Annotated in this window: 19 protein-coding genes; 7 read left to right on the top strand and 12 right to left on the bottom strand. The window is 64.1% G+C overall.

The window, feature by feature from the left end; translation table 11 throughout:
- Positions 1–5: 5 nt before the first annotated feature.
- The 3 genes from OGL93_RS11335 to OGL93_RS11345 all read right to left on the bottom strand — a co-directional run bounded on the left by OGL93_RS11335 (position 6) and on the right by OGL93_RS11345 (position 2326).
- A complete protein-coding gene (locus OGL93_RS11335; protein ID WP_263262734.1) occupies positions 6–827 on the bottom strand; it encodes a hypothetical protein in 822 nt (273 codons plus the stop codon).
- A gap of 132 nt (positions 828–959) precedes the next feature.
- Entirely contained in the window at positions 960–2072 is a 1113-nt protein-coding gene (locus OGL93_RS11340) for a Gfo/Idh/MocA family oxidoreductase (protein ID WP_263262735.1), read from the bottom strand.
- A gap of 98 nt (positions 2073–2170) precedes the next feature.
- The gene (locus tag OGL93_RS11345) at positions 2171–2326 is read right to left on the bottom strand and encodes a hypothetical protein (protein ID WP_263262736.1); all 156 of its coding nucleotides are present in this window, start codon (positions 2324–2326) and stop codon (positions 2171–2173) included.
- Between the two features lie 689 nt (positions 2327–3015).
- Between OGL93_RS11345 and OGL93_RS11350 the strand changes: the two genes are divergently transcribed.
- The 6 genes from OGL93_RS11350 to OGL93_RS11375 all read left to right on the top strand — a co-directional run bounded on the left by OGL93_RS11350 (position 3016) and on the right by OGL93_RS11375 (position 9904).
- Positions 3016–4437, top strand: a complete 1422-nt coding sequence (locus OGL93_RS11350) for a serralysin family metalloprotease (protein WP_263262737.1) — start codon at positions 3016–3018, stop codon at positions 4435–4437.
- Positions 4438–4550: 113 nt separating this feature from the next.
- Positions 4551–4880 (top strand): protease inhibitor Inh/omp19 family protein, encoded by a 330-nt coding sequence (locus tag OGL93_RS11355; RefSeq protein ID WP_263262738.1) that lies wholly within the window; start codon positions 4551–4553, stop codon positions 4878–4880.
- A 27-nt stretch (positions 4881–4907) separates the two neighbouring features.
- Positions 4908–6677 carry a type I secretion system permease/ATPase gene (locus tag OGL93_RS11360; RefSeq protein WP_263262739.1) on the top strand — a complete coding sequence of 590 codons (1770 nt, stop codon included), beginning with the start codon at positions 4908–4910 and terminating at the stop codon, positions 6675–6677.
- Positions 6670–7974 carry an HlyD family type I secretion periplasmic adaptor subunit gene (locus OGL93_RS11365; protein ID WP_263262740.1) on the top strand — a complete coding sequence of 435 codons (1305 nt, stop codon included), beginning with the start codon at positions 6670–6672 and terminating at the stop codon, positions 7972–7974. Before OGL93_RS11360 ends, OGL93_RS11365 begins: the two co-directional genes overlap by 8 nt.
- A 13-nt stretch (positions 7975–7987) precedes the next feature.
- Positions 7988–9319, top strand: coding sequence for a TolC family outer membrane protein (locus tag OGL93_RS11370; protein ID WP_263262741.1), 1332 nt, complete (start codon positions 7988–7990; stop codon positions 9317–9319).
- Between the two features lie 108 nt (positions 9320–9427).
- The gene (locus tag OGL93_RS11375; RefSeq protein ID WP_263262742.1) at positions 9428–9904 is read left to right on the top strand and encodes a nuclear transport factor 2 family protein; all 477 of its coding nucleotides are present in this window, start codon (positions 9428–9430) and stop codon (positions 9902–9904) included.
- A gap of 382 nt (positions 9905–10286) precedes the next feature.
- Here the strand turns inward: OGL93_RS11375 and uvsE are convergent, their stop codons facing one another.
- Genes uvsE through OGL93_RS11390 form a run of 3 tightly spaced genes read right to left on the bottom strand, consistent with a single transcriptional unit; the run spans position 10287 to position 14993 of the window.
- Positions 10287–11309: a UV DNA damage repair endonuclease UvsE gene (gene uvsE, locus OGL93_RS11380; protein ID WP_263262743.1), complete on the bottom strand. Its 1023-nt coding sequence runs from the start codon at positions 11307–11309 to the stop codon at positions 10287–10289.
- Entirely contained in the window at positions 11306–11896 is a 591-nt protein-coding gene (locus OGL93_RS11385) for a cupin domain-containing protein (protein WP_346659640.1), read from the bottom strand. Before OGL93_RS11385 ends, uvsE begins: the two co-directional genes overlap by 4 nt.
- 58 nt (positions 11897–11954) lie before the next feature.
- A complete protein-coding gene (locus tag OGL93_RS11390) occupies positions 11955–14993 on the bottom strand; it encodes an FAD-binding and (Fe-S)-binding domain-containing protein (protein WP_263262778.1) in 3039 nt (1012 codons plus the stop codon).
- Between the two features lie 153 nt (positions 14994–15146).
- On the opposite strand from OGL93_RS11390, the gene OGL93_RS11395 reads away from it, so the two are divergent.
- Complete coding sequence (locus tag OGL93_RS11395) at positions 15147–16031, top strand: LysR substrate-binding domain-containing protein (protein WP_263262744.1); 885 nt, start codon at positions 15147–15149, stop codon at positions 16029–16031.
- A gap of 846 nt (positions 16032–16877) precedes the next feature.
- Here the strand turns inward: OGL93_RS11395 and OGL93_RS11400 are convergent.
- From OGL93_RS11400 to OGL93_RS11425, 6 genes are all read right to left on the bottom strand, one after another.
- Entirely contained in the window at positions 16878–18101 is a 1224-nt protein-coding gene (locus OGL93_RS11400; protein ID WP_276583497.1) for an MFS transporter, read from the bottom strand.
- A gap of 75 nt (positions 18102–18176) precedes the next feature.
- Positions 18177–20234: a methyl-accepting chemotaxis protein gene (locus OGL93_RS11405; protein WP_263262746.1), complete on the bottom strand. Its 2058-nt coding sequence runs from the start codon at positions 20232–20234 to the stop codon at positions 18177–18179.
- 138 nt (positions 20235–20372) lie between these two features.
- A complete protein-coding gene (locus tag OGL93_RS11410; protein ID WP_263262747.1) occupies positions 20373–21473 on the bottom strand; it encodes a chemotaxis response regulator protein-glutamate methylesterase in 1101 nt (366 codons plus the stop codon).
- Entirely contained in the window at positions 21470–22285 is an 816-nt protein-coding gene (locus OGL93_RS11415; protein ID WP_263262748.1) for a CheR family methyltransferase, read from the bottom strand. Before OGL93_RS11415 ends, OGL93_RS11410 begins: the two co-directional genes overlap by 4 nt.
- Positions 22282–22803, bottom strand: coding sequence for a chemotaxis protein CheW (locus tag OGL93_RS11420; RefSeq protein WP_263262749.1), 522 nt, complete (start codon positions 22801–22803; stop codon positions 22282–22284). Before OGL93_RS11420 ends, OGL93_RS11415 begins: the two co-directional genes overlap by 4 nt.
- Positions 22804–22811: 8 nt before the next feature.
- Positions 22812–24446, bottom strand: a complete 1635-nt coding sequence (locus tag OGL93_RS11425; protein WP_263262750.1) for a methyl-accepting chemotaxis protein — start codon at positions 24444–24446, stop codon at positions 22812–22814.
- Positions 24447–24471: the final 25 nt, after the last annotated feature.

Here is a 24471-nt window from a genome sequence, read left to right on the forward strand (position 1 = left end):
AAGCCTCAGTAACGCAGCGCGATACTGCCCTGCCCAACTTTATGCGTGCTGCCGCCATAGGTAAATTCGAAGGCGAAGGCGGCCTTGAAGGTTTTTTCTGCCTTGTTCCACTTAACATCCGTGAGGCTGAAGTTCCGGCCCGCGTACAGGCCCTGGTTGACGATGAAGAAGGCTCGGCAGGCTTGCGCGGTGCTGCCTTCAGACAAGTCTCCAGGGATGAACAACACTACGCCCTGGCCGGCCCCGTTGATGTCTTGATGAGCCTGCAGCTTGAACTCGTCGCCTACCGGTGTAAACGAAACCTCGGTTGCCTCAAATTTCCCGGCATTGCTGAACACGGGAGGCATGACAGCCGCTTTCACCCTGTTGTCGCCACCGAGGGCGAGCACCGGGGAGTTCCATTCGGCGCGGATGCTGCCATTTTCGATCTGGTAGGTGGTGGGGACGCTTGAATCCAGCGCGCCCTTAAAAGAGAAGCTGGCCTGCAAGGCATTGGCTGCACGATCCCACTTCAGGCCGTGCACCGCGCCGGATGTGGCCTGCCCTGCCGCTTCTGCGGTGGCGAACGCGGCTTTGATTCCCACGCCATGCTCATCCGCGATGGGGTGGTCGCCGTCCTGTGTGCCTTCGGGAATGCGCAGCAGAAGCAGATCGTGCTGACCGTCAGGGTTGCCCTGGATGCCCCACAAGTGCAGTTCGCGATTGAGGGTGTAAACGTCCGAGCGTTGCGCGATGAATTCGTCGTGCTTGCCATCTGCTCGAATCAGCTTGGCTTGAAATTTCATGTGGGCGTTCATACGCGCCGCTTTGCCTTCAGTATTGCTCATGGTGCCTCCACTATGTTTGATCCGTTAACGCCCACCTCCTGGGAAGGGGCGATGCCCGGACCAAACTAGTGATGAACACCCACTCCAACAACTGGCAGAACTGCCAGGGTCCGTCGGAAAAAAGGCGATGGGCTACTCCGAAGCCGTAGGCGATTCGGTGTTGATATAGCCCGGCGTTTCGGCCAACGGCAATTTCTGCTGCTGGTCTCGGCTGGCGGTGCGTTTGCCCGGCAGAGGGTCGAGCTGCTGTGGTTGGCCGGTTTCGAGCGCCCGTTCGATGGCGGCGATTACCCGCACATCGCGCCAGCCCTCGTCACCATCCGGCTCGGGGTCTTGGTCGGTGAGGATGCAGTCGGAGAAGTAAGCCGTCTCTCCGGCAAACTGGTCGACCACCGGGTGCATATGCTCGCGAGTCTGCTCACCGATGATGGCCCGGTAGCTGATGGCTACGCCCTCGCCATAACCGAAGCACGGCGAGGCCTCGATTTCGCCCTTGGTGCCTATCAGCTGGAAGCGCTCACTGCCCGGCAGTGTGTAGCTCACCGTGAACTGGGCAAGGCGTTCACCGGGGAAACGCAGCGAAACCGTGACCGTGTCCCAAGTATCCATGCCGCTGCCGGGCGTTTGAACGCCCACGGCGCTGACCTCGATCGGCTCCGCGGCGAACAGCTGGCGCACCATGTTCAACGGATAGGGCCCCATGTCCGCGACCGGCCCTGCGCCAAAACCATTCTGGGTGCGGTGGTTGCTGGCCTTCACTACCTGGGTGAAGGTGGACGTGAACAGCCGCGGCTCGCCGAATTCCCCGGCATGCACGCGCTCGATCATCTCCAGCGTTCCGGGCTCGCAATGCAAGCGATAGGCAACCATCAGTTTAGCGCCAGAGCGTTTTGCCGCTTCGAGCATGGCCTGGCAGTCGGCTTCGTTCGTGGCCATGGGCTTCTCGAGTAACACATGGATACCGGCCTCCAGCGCCGGAATCACGAACTCCCGATGCCGAAAGTTCGGCGTTGCCACATACACCGCATCGATTTCACCCGAAGCCAGCAGGTCAGGAAATTGCTCGTAGCTATAGCTTTTGAGCTTATACCGCTGCGCTAACTTCTCGGCCTTGACCGGGTCTCCGGTGACCAGGGCGGTCATTACGGAGTTGTCGGTCTGGCCGACGCCCGGCATGAAGGCGCCTTGGGAAATCGATCCGCCTGCGACCACGCCGTAGCGAATTTTGCCGTCTGATTCAGGCATTCTGGGTCTCCTTCTGGTGAACGAACGATCGCTTACCCTCAGCTGAACCCAGCGCTTAAAAGGAAGTTCAATGCCTGCGCCCGTTGTGCTCGTGTGGATCAGAACGGCACTTTCACCGCCACCGTTGCCGCGGCGGCGGCGTAGTCGCTGCGGCTTTGGGCGGTGTAGTTCACCTCAGCCTCGCGCCAGTGGCCGTCAGTGGCGTAACCAAGCTTGCGGATCTCCCCTCTGAGCAGCGCGCCGGTGATGCTCACGCCCTGCTCCCGCTGAGCGCACCGCTGTTAACGCGCCCGGCTGAGCCCGCCGGAGAGCCCGTTTTCAATCGTGACCGCAGCACCGGTATCGACGCCAATGCCCCTTCCTGAGTAATGGTCACCGACTGATTACGCCCCAGGGTGCACGGCTGGCTGGCGGCTGCCCTGAGGGTGGTGCTGGCGCCACTGCACTCCCCACGGCGTGCGCCTGGCCCGCCACCTGGGCGTTGAGCGGCGACGGTAGGCTTGGGCAACTGGAGCGCAACGAGGACGGCCTGCGAAGGGGTTTGCTACGGATGGCCGACTGCCAACGCTGACCAGGGCTGCGGCTGTCCATGTGGCTACCTGCCTGCTGAAGGTGAAAGCGAAGGTATAGGCAGTGGATCGGTGTGTGTCAAAGAACACCGCCAAAGGGGCATGAGACTCTTTTTTTATGTCGATATGCAGCGCCGTTGAATCAAATAGTAGCAATAGGCCGCGAATTGACGACGGGCGCCTCCTTTTTGCAAGAATATGTCGCAATTGTCACAAATATGAAAAAACCTGTTACAAGTCGCCGGAAACCGCTGGACGATGGATCCAATGGTGTGTCAGTTTTTTTCCTGCTTTACGCAAGACGAGTGATCGGACGAACTCGTACCCCGGGTTTGTCTCGATCTTTTTTTCAACGCAGACAAGGAACTGTCTGAATGTCGAAACTCAAACTCAATGCAGTAAATGCAATTCCTCAAGGCCCAAGCTCGGCCTATAACCAACTCAGCACGTTCAGCCATCAGTACGACCGTGGTGGCGCGCCCATCAACGGTAAAACCTCGTACACCAACGATCAGGCAGCGGACCACATCCTGCGTGACCATGCCGCCTGGGTTGACCAGAACCACAGCGGCACCATCGAGCTGACCTACAGCTTCCTCACCCGGGCACCGAGCAACTTCGCGGAACTCGACGTGGGTAGGTTCTCGGCGTTCTCCGCACTGCAGCAACAGCAGGCCAAGCTGTCGATGCAGTCGTGGGCGGACGTGGCCAAGGTGACCTTCACCCAAGCCGCTTCCGGTGGTGACGGGCACATGAGCTTTGGCAACTACGATGGCGACAACGGCGGCGCCGCCTTCGCCTTCCTGCCTGGCACTGCCCCGGGTCACGACGGTGAATCCTGGTACATGATCAACAGCAGTTATCAGGTCAACGCTACCCCGGGCACCAACAACTACGGGCGCCAGACCCTGACTCACGAAATCGGCCATACCCTGGGCCTGTCTCACCCCGGCGATTACAACGCTGGCGAAGGCAACCCAACCTATGCCGACGCGGACTATGCCCAAGATACCCGCGGCTACAGCGTGATGAGCTACTGGAGCGAGACCAACACCGGGCAAAGCTTCAAGGGTGCTTACTCCTCCGCGCCGCTGCTCGATGACATCACCGCGATCCAAAAGCTGTATGGCGCCAACTTCGCCACGCGTGCCGGCGATACCACCTACGGCTTCAACTCCACTGCCGACCGCGACTATTACTCGGCGACCTCGTCGTCGTCCAAGCTGGTGTTCGCGGTATGGGACGGTGGCGGCAAGGACACGCTGGACTTCTCCGGCTACACCAACAACCAGAAGATCAACCTCAACGAAGGTTCGTTCTCGGACGTTGGCGGGCTGGTGGGCAACGTATCCATCGCCAAGGGCGTGGTGCTGGAAAACGCCATCGGTGGTTCGGGCAGCGACCTGCTGATCGGCAACAGTGCCGCCAACGAGCTTAGGGGTGGGGCCGGCAACGACCTGATCTACGGCGGTGCCGGCGCTGACAAGCTGTGGGGCGGCACTGGCGCGGATACCTTCGTGTTCGGCGCCAGCAGCGACTCGCGCCCTGGCACGGCAGATTCGCTCATGGACTTCGTCAGCGGTCAGGACAAGATCGACCTGTCGGGCCTGCCAGAGTTTGCCAGCAGCCATATCCCGCTGACCTTCGTCAGCGCCTTTGGCGGCGTGGCCGGCCAGGCGACACTGGTACAGACCAGCACAGGTAGCAACCTGTCGATCGACTTTACGGGCGACCGTATCGCTGATTTCCTGGTGAGCACCGTTGGCCAGGCGGCAACCACCGATATCGTGGTGTAAGCCGAGGGGCGGCACCGCGGTGCCGCCCTTTCAACAGCGTGGAGTCATCGATGAATCGAACCCTTGCGGCGTGCCTGGTCACGACGCTTTTAACACTCAGCGGAGCCCCTCTCATGGCCAGTAGCTTACGTCTCGCCAGCCCCGCCGAATTAGCCGGCGCCTGGCACCTTTACCCTGCCGGGGGTGAGCGCCAGCCCTGCGCCATCGCCCTGGTGGAAGCCGGGGAAACGCTGGCGGGCGACCTGGCCTGCGCCGGCCGCCTGCTGGGCGGGGCGCCGGCAACCTGGTTCCCCACCCCAGACGGCATTGCGCTGGTCGACAGCAATGGCGACACCCTGCTCCACATGGGCCGGCAACGGGAAGGCTTTTACATGGCCACCCTGCCAAACAGCCAGGTGCTTTACCTGCAACGGGCAACCACGCCAGACCCCACGCGCTTCTGATCGGCTTCTTTCAAGGACGAACACTTCATGACATCAGCCCGGCCAAGCCGTGCGCCGCGCGCGCCCATGTGGGATACGCTCAAGGCCTATAAAGGCATCCTGCTCAGCGTCGGTGCCTTTACCGCACTGATCAACGTGCTGATGCTGGTGCCCTCGATCTACATGCTGCAGGTGTACGACCGGGTGCTGTCGTCACAGAACGAAACCACCCTGGCCATGCTGACGGCGATGGTCGTCGGTTTCTTCGTATTCATCGGCCTGCTCGAAGCGGTGCGCAGCTTCGTGGTGATCCGCATCGGCAGCGAGATGGAGCGCCGCCTCAACCTGCGGGTATACCAGGCCGCCTTCGAGCGCAACCTAGGCAGGGCCGAAGGCAGTGCCGCCCAGGCATTGGCGGACCTGACCCTGGTGCGCCAGTTCGCGACGGGCCCGGCCTTGTTCGCGTTTTTCGATGCCCCCTGGTTTCCGGTGTACCTGCTGGTCATTTTTGTGTTCAACCCTTGGCTCGGCCTGCTCGCCAGCGGCGGCGCAGTGCTGCTGGTGGTGCTGGCCTGGCTCAACGAAGCGCTTACGCGCAAGCCGCTGGCCGAAGCGGGCCACTTCTCCACGACCTCCAGCCAGCTGTCCGATAGCCATTTGAGCAACGCCGAAACCATCCAGGCGATGGGCATGCTGGCACCGCTGCGCCGGCGCTGGTTCGCGCTGCACGACCAGTACCTGGCGCGGCAGAACCGAGCCAGCGACACAGGCGCGGTGATCGGCTCATTGAGCAAGGCGGCGCGCCTGTGCCTGCAATCGCTGGTGCTGGGCCTGGGGGCCTTGCTGGTGATCGAAGGCCAGATCAGCGGCGGCATGATGATCGCCGGGTCGATCTTGATGGGCCGCGCCCTGGCACCTATCGACCAGGTGATCGCAGTGTGGAAACAGTGGAGTTCCGCGAGGCTCGCCTGGCAGCGCCTGGATGCCTTGCTGGTGGACCATCCCGAGCGCGCCACACCCATGCCACTGCCCGCGCCTACCGGGCAGATCAGCGTGGAGCAAGTCAGCGCAGCGCCTCCGGGCAGCAGAACGATCACCCTGCATCAGCTGGGGTTCGCCCTCAATGCCGGGGACGTGCTTGGGGTGCTGGGTGCCTCCGGTTCGGGCAAATCGACCCTGGCGCGCGTGCTGATCGGCGTATGGCAACCGCTGGCGGGTTCGGTGCGGTTGGACGGCGGCGAACTGCACCGCTGGGATCGCGAAGCGCTGGGCCAATATGTGGGCTATTTGCCCCAGGACATCGAATTATTCAGCGGCACCATTGCCGAGAACATCTCGCGCTTTTCCGATGCCGACCCGCAAAAAGTCGTCGCGGCTGCACAGATGGCCGGCGTGCACGAAATGATCCTGCGCCTGCCACAGGGCTACGACACCCATCTCGGGGACGGTGGCAGCGGCCTCTCCGGCGGACAGAAGCAACGCATCGCACTGGCGCGGGCGCTGTATGGGGAGCCCAAGCTGGTGGTGCTGGACGAACCCAACTCCAACCTCGACACCAATGGTGAAGCCGCGCTGGCCAGCGCCATCGCGCAGCTCAAGGCACGCGGCTGCACCGTAGTGCTGATCACCCACCGCTCGGCGGTGCTCAACCAGGCCGACCGCCTGCTGGTGCTCAACGAAGGCCGCTTGCAGTTGTTCGGGCCCAGTGCCGATGTGATGAGGGCGCTGTCTGGCGCTTCGGCGGTGCCGGAACGCCCAACCGGGGTCAGCTTGAGCCGTCAATTCACCAGCGTGCAAGGAGGCCAGCGCCATGACTGAACAGCGCATCCACAAAGAACGCAGTGCAGGCTTCTTCGTCGGCGTGGGCTGGTCGCTGGCATTGCTCGGCGCAGGCAGCTTTTTTGCCTGGGCGGCTTTAGCCCCACTGGACCAAGGCATCCCGGTGCAGGGCACGGTGGTGGTATCGGGCAAGCGCAAGGCAGTGCAGTCGGTGGATAACGGGGTGCTGAGCCGGATCATGGTGCGCGAGGGCCAGGCGGTGCGGCAGGGGCAACCGCTGTTTACCCTGGATCACACCCAGGTAGCGGCCGATGTGCAGTCGTTGCAGGCTCAGCAGCAACTGGCCCTGGCCAGCGTGGCGCGGCTGCAGGCCGAGCGAGATGGCAGCCGCCAGGTGATGTTCCCGCCGGTGCTGCTCAAGCAGGCGGACCCGGGGGTGAACGAAGTGCTCGAAGGCCAGCGGCAATTGTTCAGCAGCCGCCGCCAAGCGTATGAAGGCGCCCAAGCGGGCATCCGCGCCAATATCGAAGGCGGGGTGGCGCAGCTGGCAGGTATGCGCCAGGCGCGGGTGGACCTGCAAGCGCAAGCCGATTCGTTGCGCCAGCAGCTGCAAAGCCTCAGCTCGCTGGCCGAGCGCGGCTATGTGGCGCGCAACCGCTTGCTCGACTACGGCCGGCAGCTGTCCCAGGTGCAACGCGACCTTGCGCAAAACGCAGGCGATACCGGGCGCATCGCTCAACAGGTGGAGCAGTCGCGGCTCAGCCTGCAACAGGGGGTGGAGGAGTACCAGAAAGAAGTGCGCACGCAACTGGCCGACGCTCAACTGAAAAGCCAGACACTCGCGCAACAGCTGACCTCGGCGCAGTTCAGCCTTACCCACAGCGAGATCGACGCCCCTTCCGACGGCATCGCGGTAAACCTTGCGGTGCACACCGAAGGCGCGGTGGTGCGCGCCGGGGAGTCGCTTGTGGAGATCGTGCCGCAAGGCGGCGGCCTGGAAGTCGAAGGCCACCTGCCGGTGCAAATGGTCGACAAGGTGAGCGAACAGCTGCCGGTGGACATCCTGTTCACCGCCTTCAACCAGAGCCGCACCCCGCGCGTGCCGGGCGCCGTCAGCCTGATCTCTGCCGACCAGTTGCTCGACGAGCGCACGGGCCAGCCTTACTACGTGCTGCGCAGCAGCGTCAGCGACCAGGCCATGGCCAAGCTGCACGGGCTGGTGATCAAGCCTGGCATGCCGGCGCAGATGTTCGTGCGCACCGGCGAACGCTCCCTTCTCAATTACCTGTTCAAGCCCTTGATGGACCGCGCAGGGCTGGCGCTGACCGAGGAATAGGATGTTTCGGTACATGAAAACGTGGCTATGGATGCTGCTGTGGATGTTTGCCGTCCCCCAGGCACAGGCGCTGGGGTTATTCGAAGTGTACGAACAAGCCCTGCGCAACGACCCGGTGTTTCTCGGCGCGCTGAAGGAGCGCGACGCAGGCCTGGAGAACCGCAACATTGGCCGCGCGGGTTTATTGCCGCGGGCCTCGTGGAGCTACAACAAAGGGCGCAACGACTCCGAAGCCACTTACAAGAGCGAGAACCGGCCCAACAGCCAGGAAGACCGCCACTACAACAGCTATGGCTCCACCCTGACCGTGCAACAGCCGCTGTTCGACTACGAGGCCTACGCCAATTACCGCAAGGGCGTGGCCCAGGCACTGTTCGCCGACCAGGCCTTCCGCGGTAAAAGCCAGGAGCTGCTGGTGCGGGTGTTGAGCGCCTATAGCCAGGCGCTGTTCACCCGCGACCAGATCGAAATTGCCCAGGCGAAAAAGAAGGCCTTCGAGCAGCAATTCCAGCAAAACCGGCAGTTGTTCGATCAGGGCGAGGGCACCCACACGGATATTCTGGAGGCTGAGTCCCGTTATGAGCTGGCCGGGGCCGAGGAGATCGAAGCACAGAACGAGCAGGACGCCGCCTTGCGCGAACTCGGCGCGCTGATTGGCGTGGCCCAGGTGAACATCGATGACCTGGCCCCGCTGCGAGTCCCCTTCCACTTCCTGACGCTAACCCCGGGCACGTACGAGGCCTGGCATAGCCTGGCCCTGAGCGAAAACCCCGAATTGGCGTCGCAGCGCGAGCTGCTTGAAGTCGCCCAGCAGGAAGTGCAACGCAACCGTGCCGGGCACCTGCCGAAAGTGAACGCCTATGCAACGGTGCGCAGCATGGAATCGGACAGCGGCAACACTTACAACCAACGCTACGACACCAACACCATCGGGGTAGAAATCAGCCTGCCGTTGTATGCCGGTGGCGGTATGAGTGCCTCTACCCGCCAGGCGAGCCGCGGCCTGGAGCAGGCTGAATACGAGCTGGAAGGCAAAACCCGAGAAACCCTGATCCAGCTGCGCCGGCAGTTCAACGCCTGCGCCACCGGTGTGCAGAAGATCCGCGCCTATGAGAAGGCACTGGCCTCGGCCGAGGCCTTGGTTGTCTCCACGCGCTACAGCATCGCCGGCGGCGAACGGGTTAACCTCGACGCCCTGAATGCCGAACAGCAGCTGTACAGCACCCGGCAAGACCTGGCCAAAGCGCGTTATGACTACTTGATGGCGTGGATCAAGCTGCACTACTACGCAGGTACTTTGAGCGACGTACAACTGGGGACTGTGGACGAGGCGTTCTCGAGATAAGCAAGCGCGGGGGCTGAGCCGCAAAAACAGCAGCCAACTGCACCTATAAACCTGGATCGGCCCCATGATAGAAACCACTTCCTGCCCAAGCCTTCCCAGGACCTGCGTATGCCTGCCACTGAATCACGCCCACCCTTTCCACCGTTCAATGCCCAAACCGCCGTGCAAAAGGTGCGGGCCGCCGAGGACGGTTGGAACAGCCGCGACCCGCAAAAGGTCGCCCTGGCCTACACCCCGGATACCTACTGGCGCAACCGCGCCGAATTCGTCAACGGCCGTGCGGCGGTGGAGGCTTTCCTCACGCGCAAATGGGCGCGCGAGCTGGAGTACCGGCTGATCAAGGAACTCTGGGCCTTCACCGACGACCGCATCGCTGTGCGCTTCGCCTATGAATGGCGCGACGATTCAGGCAACTGGTTCCGCTCCTACGGCAATGAAAACTGGGTGTTCGATGACAACGGCCTGATGCGGCAGCGCTTCGCCTGCATCAACGACCTGCCGATCGACGCTCGCGAGCGGCTGTTCCACTGGCCGCAGGGGCGCCGGCCAGATGACCACCCTGGGCTGAGTGAGCTGGGGTTGTAGCCCACCCGCTCCTATGCGCAGAGAGTTGGCGTCTACACCGATTTCATCCCATCTGTAGGAAGTCCCAGGGTTGCCCGCAGGCGCCAACCCACAGCAGCGCGGCTTGCCTACGACAGGCGTTACACGGTGCTGCGTCTGGTCGCGGGCAAGCCCGGCTGCTGCGGCACTGGTGTGTAGGAAACTCCAGGGTTGCCCGCAGGCGCCAACCCGCAGCAGCGCGGCTTGCCGGCGGCAGGCGTTCACGGTGCTGCGTCTGCCCGCCGGCAAGCTCGGCGGCTGCGGCCTTGGTGCTGTAGCCGCTGGCGCCAACGTGCGAACCCACACAACACCTCATCGCCCAGCGCAGGCACAGCCTGGCATCTGCACCGAATTCACCGGCGAATCAGGTAGCCAGGTAACGCTGATAGAACTCCAAGGTCGCTAGGTTCTTGTCCTTGGCTTCGAACATGATGTCGAAGCGGTCAAGAAAGCGCAGAGCGTATTCGTTGGTGCAGTGGTTCCACATGCGCGCGCTGTGCAAGTACAGGTCCCGCTTGTTCACCTTCTGCAACAGCGCAGGCATCTCCAACGGGGCATCCGCGCTGAACCCCAGGGTTTGCAGATGCTCTGGCGGCTGCGAGTAATGCATCACCGGGCGCACCCCGCGCCAGCTGTCGACGATGCGAGCTACCCGGGGATCGTCCGGGGCGATATAGGTGCCCTCGTTGATCCAGCAATGGTGGATGTCCAGCACCACGGGCGCGAGGTCGGCAAGGCCCAGGCAGTCATCCACGCCGTAGGTCTTTTCTTCGTTCTCGAAGGTAATGGTGTTGCGCGCCACCTCCGACAGCCGTGGCCAGGCCGCCCTGATCCCTTCGGCACCCAGGCGCCCAGCGATGTGTACATTGCATTTGAAATCCTGGAAGCGCACGCCGTAGCCCATCATGCGGATCATATCGGCGTGGTACTCGAACTCCGCCACGCTGTTGTCCACTACCCCCGGTTTATCAGACCCCAGCACGCAATATTGCCCGGGGTGGAACGACAGCCGTATGCCAACGCCCCGGGCCAGGTCGCCGAGCTCGGCGAAGCGCGTTTGCAAACGCGCCTGCACGGCTGGGTCGTGATAGATGGGCGCCACTTGGGGATGGCTGTACAACGGCAGCAGGTCGCTGCTCAGGCGTAACATGTGCAGCGTAGGCGGGAGCTGCGCCACATAAGCCAGCAGCCGCAACTGGGCGTCGAGGTTGTGCTCCACCAGCTGCAACAGCTTATCGCGCGCGACCTTCACGCTGACGCTGTTGATCCAGCGCAGCGTCGTGGTGCGCGGGTTGAAGGTCTTTTCGATCGCCTCGAGTTCTTTTAGCGCCAAGCTGCGCAGGGGGTGGCGATACATGCAGGCAAAACCCAGGCGTGCCTCGCTCATGCGTCAGCCCGCCACAGCCGATGGAACGGCCCTAGGGCGCCGAATACGGGATCGGAAGGCGGATAAGGCGCCTGCTCGATGGCCTCAATCTGCTCGGCGGTCGGGGCTTGCCGGCAAATGTCGAAGCCGGCCCCGGAGGGGTAGGCGCCAACAACCAGAAAGTCCTCGCTGGCGCTGAGTTGGCAGTGCCCGGTGCCGGCGGGTAACAAGGCCACATCGCCTGCCTGCACGGTCACCTCGTAGCCCTCCGGCCCACCCAGCACCAGGCGGGCGCTGCCGGTGGCGAAGCCGAGTACCTCGTGGGCGGTGGAATGGTAATGGTGGTAGTCGAACACGCCGTCGCGCCACTGGGCAGGCCAGTGATTGACCCCGAACAATTGCTCGAAGGCAGACGCCGGATCGCTCATCTGTTGCAACACCTGGCGATAGAGGATGACCGGCAACTGGGGGTTGTTGGGCACCCAGCCGTTGCGATCGAGGCGCACCGCCTCGACCTTCGCCAATGTGCCGTCAGCGAGCATCGGCAACGTGCCGACACTGAGGCGGACGTCCAGCGGATGAATGAAGGGCTTAGCGGAATGGGCCATGGCGCTCTCCTGGCACAGGGGGTTACCTGTGGACAGCAGAACGCCGTGGCCTATCAATTCACGCTTGCCGTTGAAGCTCCAGCAGCACCTCCAACGGGTGGCGCAGCTCGCGGTCGGCCAGGCGCTTGGTCTGGCTGCGGCACGAATATCCCGTGGCCAGCGCTTCACCTTGCTCGTCCGCGGCGGTTGCGACCTGCGCGGCCCAGGATTGCCCGAAGATCGTTCGCGAGCTGTCCTGGTTGCGTGCCTCGTGGCCATAGGTGCCAGACATCCCGCAGCAGCCGGTGGCCTGGGTCGCCAGGGTCAGGCCGGCCCGGTTGAAGAGCGTTTCCCACTGCTTGGTGCTGGCCGGGGCGTTGGTTTTTTCCGTGCAGTGCGCCAGCAGCCGATACCGCGTGGGCGCGGTGGCCTTGAGGGTGTCCGGCAGCGCGTCGAGCAGCCATTCCTGGGGCAGCTCGACCTTGGGCGACTGAGCGATGCCCGGCACCTTGGCGTACTCCTGGCGGTACACCAGGGTCATGGCCGGGTCCAGCCCCACCATGCGCACGCCGAAGGCGCTAAGCGCCTGCAGCTGGCTGGCGTTACGGATCGCCGCCTTGTTGAACGCACGCAAGAAGCCCTGCACATGCAACGGCTTGCCGTTGGCGAAGAACGGCGCCAGGTACACCTGGTACCCCAGGCGTGACATCAGCTCGATCAGCTTGGCCAGCAAGGGCGTTTCGAAATACCGGGTGAAGGCGTCCTGCACCAGGATCACGCTGCGCGCCCGCTGCGCCTCGGAAAGGCCGATCAGCCGCGCCGCAGTGGCGGGCTGCACGCCCCAGCGGTTGAGGCTGGCGTGGAAGTTGAAGCGGCTGAGCAAGGGGCTGTCCACCATGCCGACCTGCCGTTGCAGCAGGCCTTTCACCAGCGGCGCGTTCATCAGGCCGTTGTACAGCCCGGGCAGCCGAGCCAGGTAGGGGATGGTGAACTCCAGCGAGCCGATCAGGTAATCCCTGGCCGGGCGCAGGTAGCGGGTGTGGTACAGCTCCAGGAAGCGCGAGCGGAACTCCGGTACGTTGACCTTCACCGGGCACTGCCCCGCGCAGGATTTACACGCCAGGCAACCGGCCATGGCGTCGTACACCTCGTGGGAGAAGTCTGCCTGGCCGGCTGTTTTACCCCGGCTGTTGCGCCAGCGTTGCGGCAGGGTGTGCCAGAAGCCTGGCTGGCGCTGGGCCGGGGCAAGCACATCGACCCCCGCCTCGCCTTGCAGGCGTAACCATTCGCGTACCAGCGAGGCGCGCCCCTTGGGCGATTGCGAGCGCTGCCGGGTCGCCTTCCAGGACGGGCACATGGCGTCGTTGGGGTCATAGTTGTAACAGGCGCCGTTGCCGTTGCAGTGCATGGCGGTGCCGTAGCTCTGCCACACGCGCTCGTCGATGGTCCGGTCCAGGTCCCCACGCAGGGTCACCTCGTCGACCCGCAGCAGCGTTTCGCGGCTCTCGAGGGGGGTGCAGATCTTCCCGGGGTTGAGCTGGTTGTGCGGGTCGAACGCGGCCTTGAGCGCTTGCAGTGACGGGTACAGTTCGCCGAAGAATGCCGGCACGTATTCGGAACGCACACCCTTGCCGTGCTCGCCCCAAAGCAGGCCGCCGTACTTCTGCGTCAGCGCCGCGACCGCATCGGAGATCGGCCGCACCAGCGCCGCCTGGGCGGGGTCTTTCATGTCCAGTGCCGGGCGCACGTGCAGCACACCAGCGTCCACGTGGCCGAACATGCCATAAGCCAGGCCATGACCATCGAGCAGCGCGCGGAATTCGGCGATGTAGTCCGCCAGCTGCTCAGGTGGTACCGCGGTGTCTTCCACGAACGGCTGCGGGCGAATCTCGCCGTCCACGTTCCCCAGCAGGCCCACGGAGCGCTTGCGCATGGTGTACACCCGGTTCACCGCCTCGTTGCCGGCGGCCAGGGTATGGCCTAGGCGCTCCACGCTGTGGTCGGCATGCAGGTGCGCCACGAATGCGCTTACCCGCTGCTCCACCTCGGCGGGCTCATCGCCGGAAAACTCCACCAGGTTGATGCCCAGCGTCGGCCGGTCGGGGTCCGCGGGGAAATACTCGGCCACGGCGTGCCAGACGATGTCCTTCATCGCCAGCAACAGCACCTTGGAGTCCACGGTTTCGATGGACAGCGGGTTGTGCTGGATCAACGCGCGGGCATCGCGCAGGGCATCCATGAAGCTGGCGTAACGAACGTTGACCAGCACTGAGTACTTGGGGATGGGCAGCACATTGAGCTTGGCCTCGACCACGAACCCCAGCGAGCCTTCGGCGCCACACAACACGCTGTTGAGGTTGAAGCGGCCGTCTGCCTCACGCAGGTGGGCCAGGTCATACCCGGTGAGGCAGCGGTTGAGCTTAGGGAAACGCGCTGCGATCAATTCGGCCTGGGTGGCATTGATATGGCGAGCGGTGCGATACACCTCGCCGACCCGGTCCTGCCGGGCGCATTGGCGGTCCAGCTCGGCCTCGTCCAGGGGTTGGCTATGGACTGCTTCTCCGCCCAGCAGCAGCGAATGCAGCTCCAACACATGATCGCGGGTTTTGCCGTAGGTGCAGCTGCCCTGGCCACTGGCATCGGTATTGATCATGCCGCCGATGGTGGCGCGGTTCGAAGTGGACAACTCTGGGGCGAAGAACAGCCCGTGTGGCTTGAGCGCGGCGTTGAGCTGATCCTTGACCACGCCGGCCTGAACCCGCACCCAACGGCCATCCACGTCGATTTCCAGGATGCGGTTCATGTGCCGCGACAGGTCGACGACGATGCCGTCGGTCAACGACTGGCCGTTGGTGCCAGTGCCACCACCACGTGGGGTCAGCTTGATACCGGTATAGGCGGGCTCGGCCATCAGCCGGGCCACCTTGGCTACGTCGCTGGCGTCACGCGGGAACACCGCCGCCTGCGGCAAGCGCTGGTAGATGGAGTTATCGGTGGCGAGCACGGTGCGGCTGGCGTAATCCGCGCTGATCTCACCCTTGAAACCGCTGGCTTGCAGGGCCACGAGAAAATCACGGTAGTCGGCCTTCACGGCGGCCGGGTGCAGCTGGGCGATCATGGTCGATGCCTCGTTATGGTCTGGGGCAGCCACGCGATACGCTTGCGTTTCCCGCATGGGTACGCAAGCCTAGGCGCAGGAGTGGTGCCATATTCGCCGGGGACCGCTTCAATCACAAACGGATATTCGGCGCCCTATTGATGACTTTGTTGAATGAATCACCGCCGCCTTACCCCATCCATGTCCTTGCTGCTGGCGTTCGAGGCGGCGGCGCGGCATGAGAGCTACACCCGCGCCGCGCAGGAGCTGTCGCTGACCCAAAGCGCGGTCAGCCGGCAGGTTCAGGCGCTGGAGCAGCTGCTGGGCCTTACGCTCTTTCGCCGCGAGGGCCGGCAGGTGCAGCTCACGGACGTGGGCCGGCTATACCAGCGCGAGCTAAGCGAGGCCCTGGGGCACATTCGCAGCGCCACCCTGCAGGCGCTGGCGTTCCAGTCCGGCGTTGGCACGCTGCGCCTGGCGACCCTGCCCACTTTCGGCTCCAAGTGGCTGCTGCCGCGGTTGCAGGATTTCTACCGGGCCCACCCAGGGATGATGGTGCACATCCACTCACGCATCGAAGCCGTCGACTTCGCCACCAGCGAGATCGATGCCGCCATCGCCGTGGGTAGCGGGCAGGTGCCAGGGATGGTCTGCCATCGGCTGCATGCCGAACAATTGGTGGTCATCCTGGGGCCGGACGACGCCCGCGCGCTGGGCGAGCTGACCCCTGAGCGGATCGCCCGCCAGGCGCTGTTGAATGTGGCCAGTAACCCCCATGCCTGGGCCGAATGGTTCAGCCAATATGGCCTGCCCCACCGCGCCATGCGCCTGGGGCCAAGCTTCGAACTCACCTCGCACCTGATCCAGGCGGTGCGCGCCGGGATTGGCGTGGGCCTGGTGCCGCGCGTGCTGGTCGAGGACGAGCTAGCCAGCGGGGAGCTGGTCAGCACCGGCGAGCCGGTCGCCAGCAAGCGCAGCTATTACCTGGTGTACCCCGAACGCAACGAAGCCCTGCCATCTCTGCGGGCGTTTCGCCAGTGGTTGCTGGGGCAGGTGTAGCTGAAGAACCGCATTCGCCGCAGGTTCGCGGGCCTTGCCCACTCCTACAGCGTTTGTTCGGCGGCTGTAGGAGCTGGCGCCCGCCTGCGAACCGCGTGCGCTCCAGGTTCCCGGGCTATCGCCCAGTCCCACAGGGGTGGGCCGGCAAGGCTATCGCTCACTTTCACAGGAGGTGGGCCGGTAGGCCTGTGTAGGAGCTAGCGCCAGCCTGCGGATCGCGTGCGCTCCAGGTTCCCGGGCTATCGCCCAGTCCCACAGGGGTGAACCGGTAAGGCTATCGCCCAATTTCACAGGGGTCGGTAGGGCTATCGCCCAATTTCGCAGGGGGCCGGTAGGGTTATCGCCTACTTTCACAGGAGGTGGGCCGGTGGGCCCGTGTAGGAGCTGGCGCCAGCCTGCGAACGCGTGCGTTCTAGGTTCCCGGGCTATCGCCCAGTCCCACAGGGTTGAACCGGTAAGGCTATCGCCCACTTTCACAGGGGTGGGCCGGTAAGGCTATCGCCCAATTTCACAAAGGTGGACGGTGGGCCCGTGTAGGAGCTGGCGCCAGCCTGCGAACCGCGTGCGCTCCAGGTTCCCGGGCTATCGCCCAGTCCCACAGGGGTGAACCGGTAAGGCTATCGCCCAATTTCACAGGGGGCCGGTAGGGTTATCGCCCACTTTCACAAAGGTGGACGGTGGGCCTGTGTAGGAGCTGGCGCCAGCCTGCGAACCGCGTGCGCTCCAGGTTCCCGGGCTATCGCCCAGTCCCACAGGGGTGAACCGGTAAGGCTATCGCCCAGTCCCACAGGAGGGCCGGTAGGGCTATCGTCCACTTTCACAGGGGTGGGCCGGTAGGGCTAACGCTCACCCCTTGGCTTTGGTCGACGGCAGCAACACCGTCAGGATCCCCAACAGCGGTAGGTACGAGCAGAGGGTGTACACGTATTCGATCCCATGGATATCCGCGAGCTCGCCCAGCAGCGCTGCGCCGATGCCGCCGAAGCCGAACATCAGCCCGAAGAAGACCCCGGCGATCATCCCCACGTTGCCGGGCAGCAACTCCTGCGCATACACCACGATGGCCGAGAACGCCGAGGCCAGGATAAAACCGATGACCACGCTGAGTACGCTGGTCCAGAACAGGTCTACGTAGGGCAGCATCAAGGTGAACGGCGCCGCCCCGAGGATCGAGAACCAGATCACCGCCTTGCGCCCGATACGGTCGCCGATCGGGCCGCCGAAGAACGTCCCTGCCGCCACCGCGCCAAGGAACAGGAACAGGTGCAACTGGGAGCTGGCCACCGAAAGGTCGAATTTCTCGATCAGGTAGAAGGTGAAGTAACTGGTGAAACTGGCCATGTAGAAATACTTGGAGAACACCAGCAAGGCCAGCACCGCCAACGCCCCGGTAATGCGCCCGCGCGACAAGCCGTGGGTGGCCTGGCGCCCGCGCTTGGCGGCGAAGGCATTGAGGTGGCCGCGATACCAGCGGCTCAGGCCGTAGAGCACGCCGATGGCAAAGAGGGCGAACAGCGCGAACCAGGCCACATTGCCTTGGCCAAAGGGGATCACGATGGCCGCGGCCAGCAATGGGCCAAAGGCGGACCCCGTGTTACCGCCCACCTGGAAGCTGGACTGCGCCAACCCGAAGCGGCCGCCCGAGGCCAGACGGGCCACGCGGGACGTTTCCGGGTGGAAGGTCGAAGAGCCAATACCAATCAGGGCCGAAGCCAGCAGGATCATTTCAAAGCTGCCGACCATCGACAGCATCAGCACGCCGATCAGGGTGCAGACCATCCCCGCAGGTAGCAGGAAGGGCTTGGGGTGGCGATCGGTATAAAAGCCAATCCAGGGCTGCAACAGCGAGGCGGTGATCTGGAAAGTCAGAGTGATCAGCCCCACCTGGGCGAAGCTGAGCCCGTAGCTGGCCTTGAGCATCGGGTAGATCGACGGCAACACTGCCTGGATCAAGTCGTTGATCAGGTGCGCCAGGGCGCAGGCAGCGATGACTTTCATCACCAGTGGGCTAGCGGAGGTTGCGGGGGAAGCAGAGGGTGGCGCGGTAGAACTTGCCGATGCGAGGGCCATGGATCACCTGGAAGTCAGAGACGCACTGTTCAGGTGCGCCACTCTGACATCTTGTTGCAAAATGTTCCAGCCGATTCAGGCCGTCGCAAAGTTGGCGGTATTCGCACGCAAAGCCCGGCTGCCTTCGCTCAACCGGTCCGCCGCGCTGTTCACTTCGCGTGCACCTTCGAGCAAACGCAGCGCCGCCTGGTCGACCTGCTGGATATTGCCACTGACCTCATCGGCAGTAGCCGCCTGTTGCTCCACGGCCGTGGCGATCTGCGCCAGCGTGTCGTTGACGGCCTGTACGGCACCGGCGATTTCACCCAGGTTGGCACCCAACCCGGTGACCGCTGCCGCGTCCCCTTCGGCCTGGGCGCAGGCTGCCTGCATCAGCTCCACCGCCTGCTGCACCGTGCCGCGCAGGCTTTCGACCGTGGCCGCGATCTGCGCCGTGGAGGCCTGAGTGCGCTGGGACAAGCTGCGCACCTCATCGGCAACCACGGCGAATCCACGGCCTTGGTCACCCGCCCGCGCCGCCTCGATGGCCGCGTTCAAGGCGAGCAAGTTGGTTTGCCCGGCGATGCCGCCGATCACATCCACCACCGACTGGATTTGCTGGCCCTGTTCGCTGACTCGGCCTAACGCTTGGGCCGTGGCGCTGAGCCGTTCGTTGAGCTGCTGAATGTTGCGGGTGGTCAGCTCGCTCTGGCGGCTGCTGCTCATGGCGATCTGCTGGGTGTGCCGGGCGCTTTGCGCGGCCTCTTCACAACTCCTGGCAACCCCTTGCGAAGTGGCTGCCAGCTGGGTCGCGGCCGTGGCGATCTGGCTGATCTGCAACTGTTGCTGTTCTACGTCCTGCAGGGTGCCGCTAGCCTGGGCCGTGAGCGTGGAAACGGCGCCGCCGAGAGCATCGGTCTCCCGGCCCACCCCGGCCAGGCTGCCCCGCAACTGCACCACCGCGCTATTCAATGCCTGGGAAATGGCTGCCAGCTCGTCCCGCCCAGTCACCGCCACCTGCACCCGCAAATCGCCATCGCGCAAGGACTCCGCCAGGGTGGTGATGCCCGCGGCGCTGCGCCGGATCGCCGTCTGCACGCAGATGAACAAGTACAGCGCCGCCAGCAACAGCACGGCGAAGCCCACGGCTACGGGGATGAACTCGCCGAGCGCATCCGCCCGGTAAAAGGCCAGGCGCTGGTCCAGCGAGGTCAGCGACTGCTGCCGCAGGGCCACGACTTCGCCGACCAAGGCATCCATGTTGCTGTCAAAGTCCGCCGCGCTCAGGTTTACCGTGCCGCCGAACAGTTGCTCGTCGAGCAGCTTGAGCACCTTGTCCAGCATCGCAGCCGTACGCCCATACTGGCCGGTCCAGGCGCCAGAGGCTTCCGGCAGGCGTTCATTGAGCGCAGCACCGCTTTTGAACAACTGTTCGCGGGCATCGTTGATACGGCTGCGCAGGTCGCGCAACTGCAAGCGGCTCTGCAGGCTGAACTGCCCAGACACTACCGAGGCCTCCCCCACCGCGGCCAGGCGCCCTACCCGCTCGTTGAGATCAGGCGCACGCTGGGTGGCCATTTCCATCAACAGGTAGGTTTCCATCCAGGGGTCGAGGATCAGGCCGCTGTCCATGGCCAGTTGTTCGCGCAACAGCTGCAGGGTGCTGATCACCGCGGTGAAGCGGTCGAACCCGTCGGGCCACCAGCCAAGGCCGCGCAGGCCCTGCACGCTCAAGCCGGTAGCGCCTTGTTGTAGCGCTTGGTAACGGCGCATGCTTTCAGCGCTGGCACCGGTATCACCCAGCACCTGCCCGAGTTGCGCCAGGGCCTGCGTCAGCTGGGGCCCCGTGGCTTCCAGCGCGTTGATCGCTGCCTTCGCCGCCGGCGTCGGCTCGCGCAAGATATCCACGGCCTTCCAGCGCGCCGCTTGCATCCGTAGCTGGCTCAGCAAGCGGTCAACCGCTTCGAGCGCCTGCAACTGAGTCACGCCCTGGCGCTCGCCGCTGATAACGTTAAGCCGCTCGCGATAGCCGTTGCCGAGCATGGCCAGGCTGACCACCAACGGCAGCATGAACAGCAGGAACAACAGCCGGAACTTGCCGGCGAAGGTGAATCTGCCCAGCAGGCGGATCCCCGGGGAGAGCAAACTGTACATGTCCGATAGCACTCCTGGACAACGTCAACGCCCGGCCGGGCGGGAAGTAAAAGAACTTAATACTGCAAGAATCACACCTTGTAACGAACCGCTCAACAGCGCCAGCCGAAGCGTTCGCTTAAGCGCCGGCAACCTTGCCTATCGGCGCAAGCGCGCGCCTTCCAAAATGGCCCTGGGAATCTCCTCGAGGCTGATCACTTGACGCGCCGCGCCCAGCTTGATCGCCTCCTTGGGCATGCCGAACACCACGCAACTGGCTTCGTCCTGGGCATAGGTATCAGCCCCGGCGTCGAACATCTCCTTGAGCCCCCGCGCGCCGTCGTCGCCCATGCCGGTCATGATGATGCCGGTGGCATTGGCGCCGGCGAAGCGCGCCACGGAGCGGAACAGCACGTCAACGGAGGGGCGGTGCCGGTTCACGTGGGGGCCATCGATGATCTGCACGTGATAGAACGCCCCGCTGCGCTTGAGCACCATATGCCGCCCGCCCGGGGCGATCAGCACTTGGCCAGGCAACACCCGGTCATTATTGGCCGCTTCGCGCACGCTCACCGCGCACAAGCTGTCTAGGCGCTGGGCGAAGGAGGCGGTGAATTTTTCCGGCATGTGCTGCACCACCACAATCCCGGGGGTAATCCGCGGCAACGCCACCAGCACCTGTTCCAAGGCCTGGGTGCCGCCTGTGGACGTGCCGATGGCCACCACCCGGTCGGTGGTGCGCGCCATGGCCGAGGTCGGCCCCGGCGGAAGTATTGCATCGGCGCTAAGCCGCCGCGGCACCGTGGCTGGCGCCACTGGCGTTGCTTGTGGGCGCAGGGCGCGAACGTTGGCCCTGGCCGCCGCGCGTACCGCCCGCACCAGCTCGGCAGCGGACTGCAAAAGAAAATCCCGCAGCCCGGCCTTGGGTTTGCTGATGATGTCCGCCGCTCCCGCGGCCATGGCTTGCAGTGCCGTCTCAGTGCCGGCCTCGGTCAGGGTCGAGCAGATCACCACCGGCGTGGGCCGCTCGGCCATGACCTTGCGTAGGAAGGTCAGCCCGTCCATGCGCGGCATTTCGATGTCCAGCACGATCACGTCGGGCCAGCGGCGGGCCATCTTGTCCATCGCGAACAGCGGGTCGCTGGCCGCGCCTATGACCTCCATGTCCGGCTCTTCTTCCAGAATCGCCTGCATGACCTGGCGCACTACGGCCGAGTCATCGACGATCAACACCTGGATAGTCGCGCGAGTTGGGCTCATGGTTTGCGATACATCGAAGGGGATAGCAACTCCAGCGTGTCATTCACGCCGTTGAGGCTTTCCGAGTGGCTGATGATGAAGTGCCCACCTCGGCGCAATTGCGGAACGAGGCGGTCCACCACCTTGCGTTTGGTGGCCATGTCGAAATAGATCAGCACGTTGCGCAGGAAAATCACATCGAACTCCCCCATGCGGGGCAGCGCGGAGTTGAGGTTGACCTGCACGAACTTCACCCGCTCGCGCAGGTTGCGCTCCACCAGGAAGGTCCCGGCCTGATTGCCGATGCCCTTGAGGCAATAGCGCTCCAGCAGCTCACGCGGCAGGTTGCGCCCACGCTCCATCGGGTAGTGGCCGCGCGCGGCCTTTTCCAGCATGCGCGTGCTGATGTCCGACGCCACCACCTCCCAAGGGTTGCCGTCGAGCACTTCGGCCAGGGTCATGGCCAGGCTGTAGGGTTCCTCGCCGGAGGAGCAGGCCGCGCTCCACACCCGGATCGGCCTGGCCGCGCTGGGCCGCGCCGCCCGAGGCCGCGCCAGCAACTGTTCCCGAAGGAACTCGAAGTGCTTGGGCTCGCGGTAGAAATAGGTTTCGTTGGTGGTCAGCAGGTCCAGGGCAATCTGCGCTTCGCCGGCGCCCTCCACAGCCGTGATCATGCGGAAGTAGGCGCCGTAGTCCGGCAGGTTCAGGTCCCGCAGCCGGTTGACCAGGCGAGCGGCGACCAGGGCTTTCTTCGCGTCCCCCAGATGGATGCCGGCCCTGTCATATAGCCAGGTCTGAAACTGCCTGAATTCCTTGTCGCTAAGGGCGCTCACTGGTCCCCCAGGCCCGCGGATGCTTGCGTGATGGCGACCATGTCCTCAACGCACAGCACACGGTCGACATTCAAGGCGATCACGAAGCGGTCGTCGATCCGTGCCATCCCGGCAATGAAGTCCACCCGAATGCGCGAACCGAAACTGGGCGGCGGCTCAATGGCGGCCGCCGGGATATCCACCACCGCAGACACGGCATCGACCAGCAGGCCGAACACCAGCGGCGGCCCATCCTCGGCGGCGACTTCCAGAATCACGATGCAGCTACGCCGCCCGGCCGTGGCCGGGGGCTGGCCAAACCGTGCCGCCAGGTCCACCACGGGCACCACGGCGCCGCGCAGGTTGATCACGCCGCGCACGTAGTCCGGCATCATCGGCACCACGGTCATCTGCGTCAGCTCGATGATTTCCTTGATGCCGTGAATGGCCAGCGCATAAAGCTCACCAGCGAGGCTGAAGGTCAAATACTGGGCATCGGTCCCGGCCGTTGCCAGCGAGGACAGGGGCTGTGCAGTCATGGCGCACCTCAGAAGCGAGTGAATTCGGCTTCGGACAATTCAGCGGCGGGCCCATTACGGCGCCGTGTCGGCCCTTTCGTCGGCGGTTGCGGCGGGTTCGGGCGCGGCCGCGAAGCCGGCGGCGCCGAACCTGCGTCGTTGCCCACGGTGAAGAAGCTCATCACTGCTTGCAACTGCTCGGCCTGGGTACTCATCTCTTCAGCCGTGGCGGCCAGCTCTTCGCTGCTGGACGCATTCTGTTGGGTCACCTGATTGAGTTGAACCATGGCCAGGTTGATCTGCGCCACGCCTGCGGACTGCTCTTCCGACGCTGCACTGATTTCCTGTACCAGGTCCGAGGTCTTGTTGATCGACGGCACCATCTCCGCCAGCAGACCGCCGGCCCGCTCGGCCAGCTCCACGCTGCTGCCAGACAGCTCGCCGATTTCCTGCGCCGCGACCTGGCTGCGCTCGGCCAGCTTGCGCACTTCGGCGGCCACCACGGCAAAGCCCTTGCCGTGTTCGCCGGCGCGGGCTGCCTCGATCGCGGCGTTCAGCGCCAGCAGGTTGGTCTGGTAAGCGATGTCGTCGATGATGCCGATGCGCTGGGCGATCTTCTTCATCGCTGACACCGTCGCCTCGACCGATTTGCCGCCTTCGGCCGCTTCGCGGGCCGCCTTGCTGGCCATGCCGTCGGTAACCTTGGCGTTATCGGTGTTCTGGTTGATGCTGGCGGTCATCTGCTCGATCGACGCGCTGGTTTCCTCGACGCTCGCTGCTTGCTCGCTGGTGGCCTGGCTCATCGATTGCGCGGTGGCGCTGAGTTCTTCCGAAGCACTGGCCAGGCTATCGGCGGCATGGCGTACTTCGCCAATGATGCGCCCCAGCTGGCCGGCCACGTTCTGCATGGCTTGCAACAGCTTGCCGGTTTCGTCCGTGCTGCGGATCTGCACCCGGGCGGTGAGATCGCCCTGAGCCAGGCGGGTGGCCATTTCCACCGCCACGTTCAGCGGCCGGGAAATGACCCGCGAGACGAACCAGGCCAGGAACAGCCCCAGCACAATCGCGGCTACCAACACCGCGATGATGGCCTCGCGGGCATTTTCAAATACGCCTTGGGATACCGAGCCAGCCTGCGCCGCACCGTTATCGTTGAGCTCCACCAGCTTGCTCAGGGTGCCGGAGGTGCGCTCGAATACCGGCCGCGAATCCACCGCCAGCACGGCCTTGGCCTGGGCCTTGTCCCCGCTACGTGACAACTGCAGCACCTTTTCGCTGACCTTCATGTAGAGGTTGTAGTCGTTGACAAAGCTGCGATACAGCTCGCTCTCCTCCGGGCTGGACAACAGCGCCTTGTACTGCTCGATGCCCTCTTCGACCGCGGCCTTGGACTGTGCTTGGGTCTGCTCCAGTTCCTGCATGTCGGCGTCGGTGTCGGCCAGGATGTGCCGCGCTTCACGGGTGCGGTACTGGCTGAGGTTGTAGCGCATGGACGCGGCGACGCGCATGGAAGGTATCCAGTTTTCGGTCATCTCGCGGGTGGCATTGTTGACGATGCCGAGCTGCACGATCGAAAACACGCCCAGCACCACGGAAAGCGACAACACCACCAGAAAGGAAGCGAGCAGCTTGACGGAGATTCGCAGGTTATAGAACCACTTCATGTCGAACACCTCGGGACGAACCCTG

The organism is Pseudomonas sp. RIT-PI-S, assembly GCF_025642975.1.
Taxonomy (GTDB): Bacteria; Pseudomonadota; Gammaproteobacteria; order Pseudomonadales; family Pseudomonadaceae; genus Aquipseudomonas.

Excerpts from the sequence above, each read along its gene's own strand:
- OGL93_RS11350 (WP_263262737.1), top strand. The coding sequence starts at position 3,016 with ATGTCGAAACTCAAACTCAATGCAGTAAATGCAATTCCTCAAGGCCCA.
- OGL93_RS11370 (WP_263262741.1), top strand. The coding sequence starts at position 7,988 with ATGAAAACGTGGCTATGGATGCTGCTGTGGATGTTTGCCGTCCCCCAG.
- OGL93_RS11355 (WP_263262738.1), top strand. The coding sequence starts at position 4,551 with ATGGCCAGTAGCTTACGTCTCGCCAGCCCCGCCGAATTAGCCGGCGCC.
- OGL93_RS11390 (WP_263262778.1), bottom strand. The coding sequence starts at position 14,993 with ATGATCGCCCAGCTGCACCCGGCCGCCGTGAAGGCCGACTACCGTGAT.
- OGL93_RS11360 (WP_263262739.1), top strand. The coding sequence starts at position 4,908 with ATGACATCAGCCCGGCCAAGCCGTGCGCCGCGCGCGCCCATGTGGGAT.
- OGL93_RS11365 (WP_263262740.1), top strand. The coding sequence starts at position 6,670 with ATGACTGAACAGCGCATCCACAAAGAACGCAGTGCAGGCTTCTTCGTC.
- OGL93_RS11340 (WP_263262735.1), bottom strand. The coding sequence starts at position 2,072 with ATGCCTGAATCAGACGGCAAAATTCGCTACGGCGTGGTCGCAGGCGGA.
- OGL93_RS11420 (WP_263262749.1), bottom strand. The coding sequence starts at position 22,803 with ATGACTGCACAGCCCCTGTCCTCGCTGGCAACGGCCGGGACCGATGCC.
- OGL93_RS11425 (WP_263262750.1), bottom strand. The coding sequence starts at position 24,446 with ATGAAGTGGTTCTATAACCTGCGAATCTCCGTCAAGCTGCTCGCTTCC.
- OGL93_RS11375 (WP_263262742.1), top strand. The coding sequence starts at position 9,428 with ATGCCTGCCACTGAATCACGCCCACCCTTTCCACCGTTCAATGCCCAA.
- OGL93_RS11385 (WP_346659640.1), bottom strand. The coding sequence starts at position 11,896 with ATGGCCCATTCCGCTAAGCCCTTCATTCATCCGCTGGACGTCCGCCTC.
- uvsE (WP_263262743.1), bottom strand. The coding sequence starts at position 11,309 with ATGAGCGAGGCACGCCTGGGTTTTGCCTGCATGTATCGCCACCCCCTG.
- OGL93_RS11410 (WP_263262747.1), bottom strand. The coding sequence starts at position 21,473 with ATGAGCCCAACTCGCGCGACTATCCAGGTGTTGATCGTCGATGACTCG.
- OGL93_RS11335 (WP_263262734.1), bottom strand. The coding sequence starts at position 827 with ATGAGCAATACTGAAGGCAAAGCGGCGCGTATGAACGCCCACATGAAA.
- OGL93_RS11395 (WP_263262744.1), top strand. The coding sequence starts at position 15,147 with ATGAATCACCGCCGCCTTACCCCATCCATGTCCTTGCTGCTGGCGTTC.
- OGL93_RS11400 (WP_276583497.1), bottom strand. The coding sequence starts at position 18,101 with ATGGCCCTCGCATCGGCAAGTTCTACCGCGCCACCCTCTGCTTCCCCC.
- OGL93_RS11405 (WP_263262746.1), bottom strand. The coding sequence starts at position 20,234 with ATGTACAGTTTGCTCTCCCCGGGGATCCGCCTGCTGGGCAGATTCACC.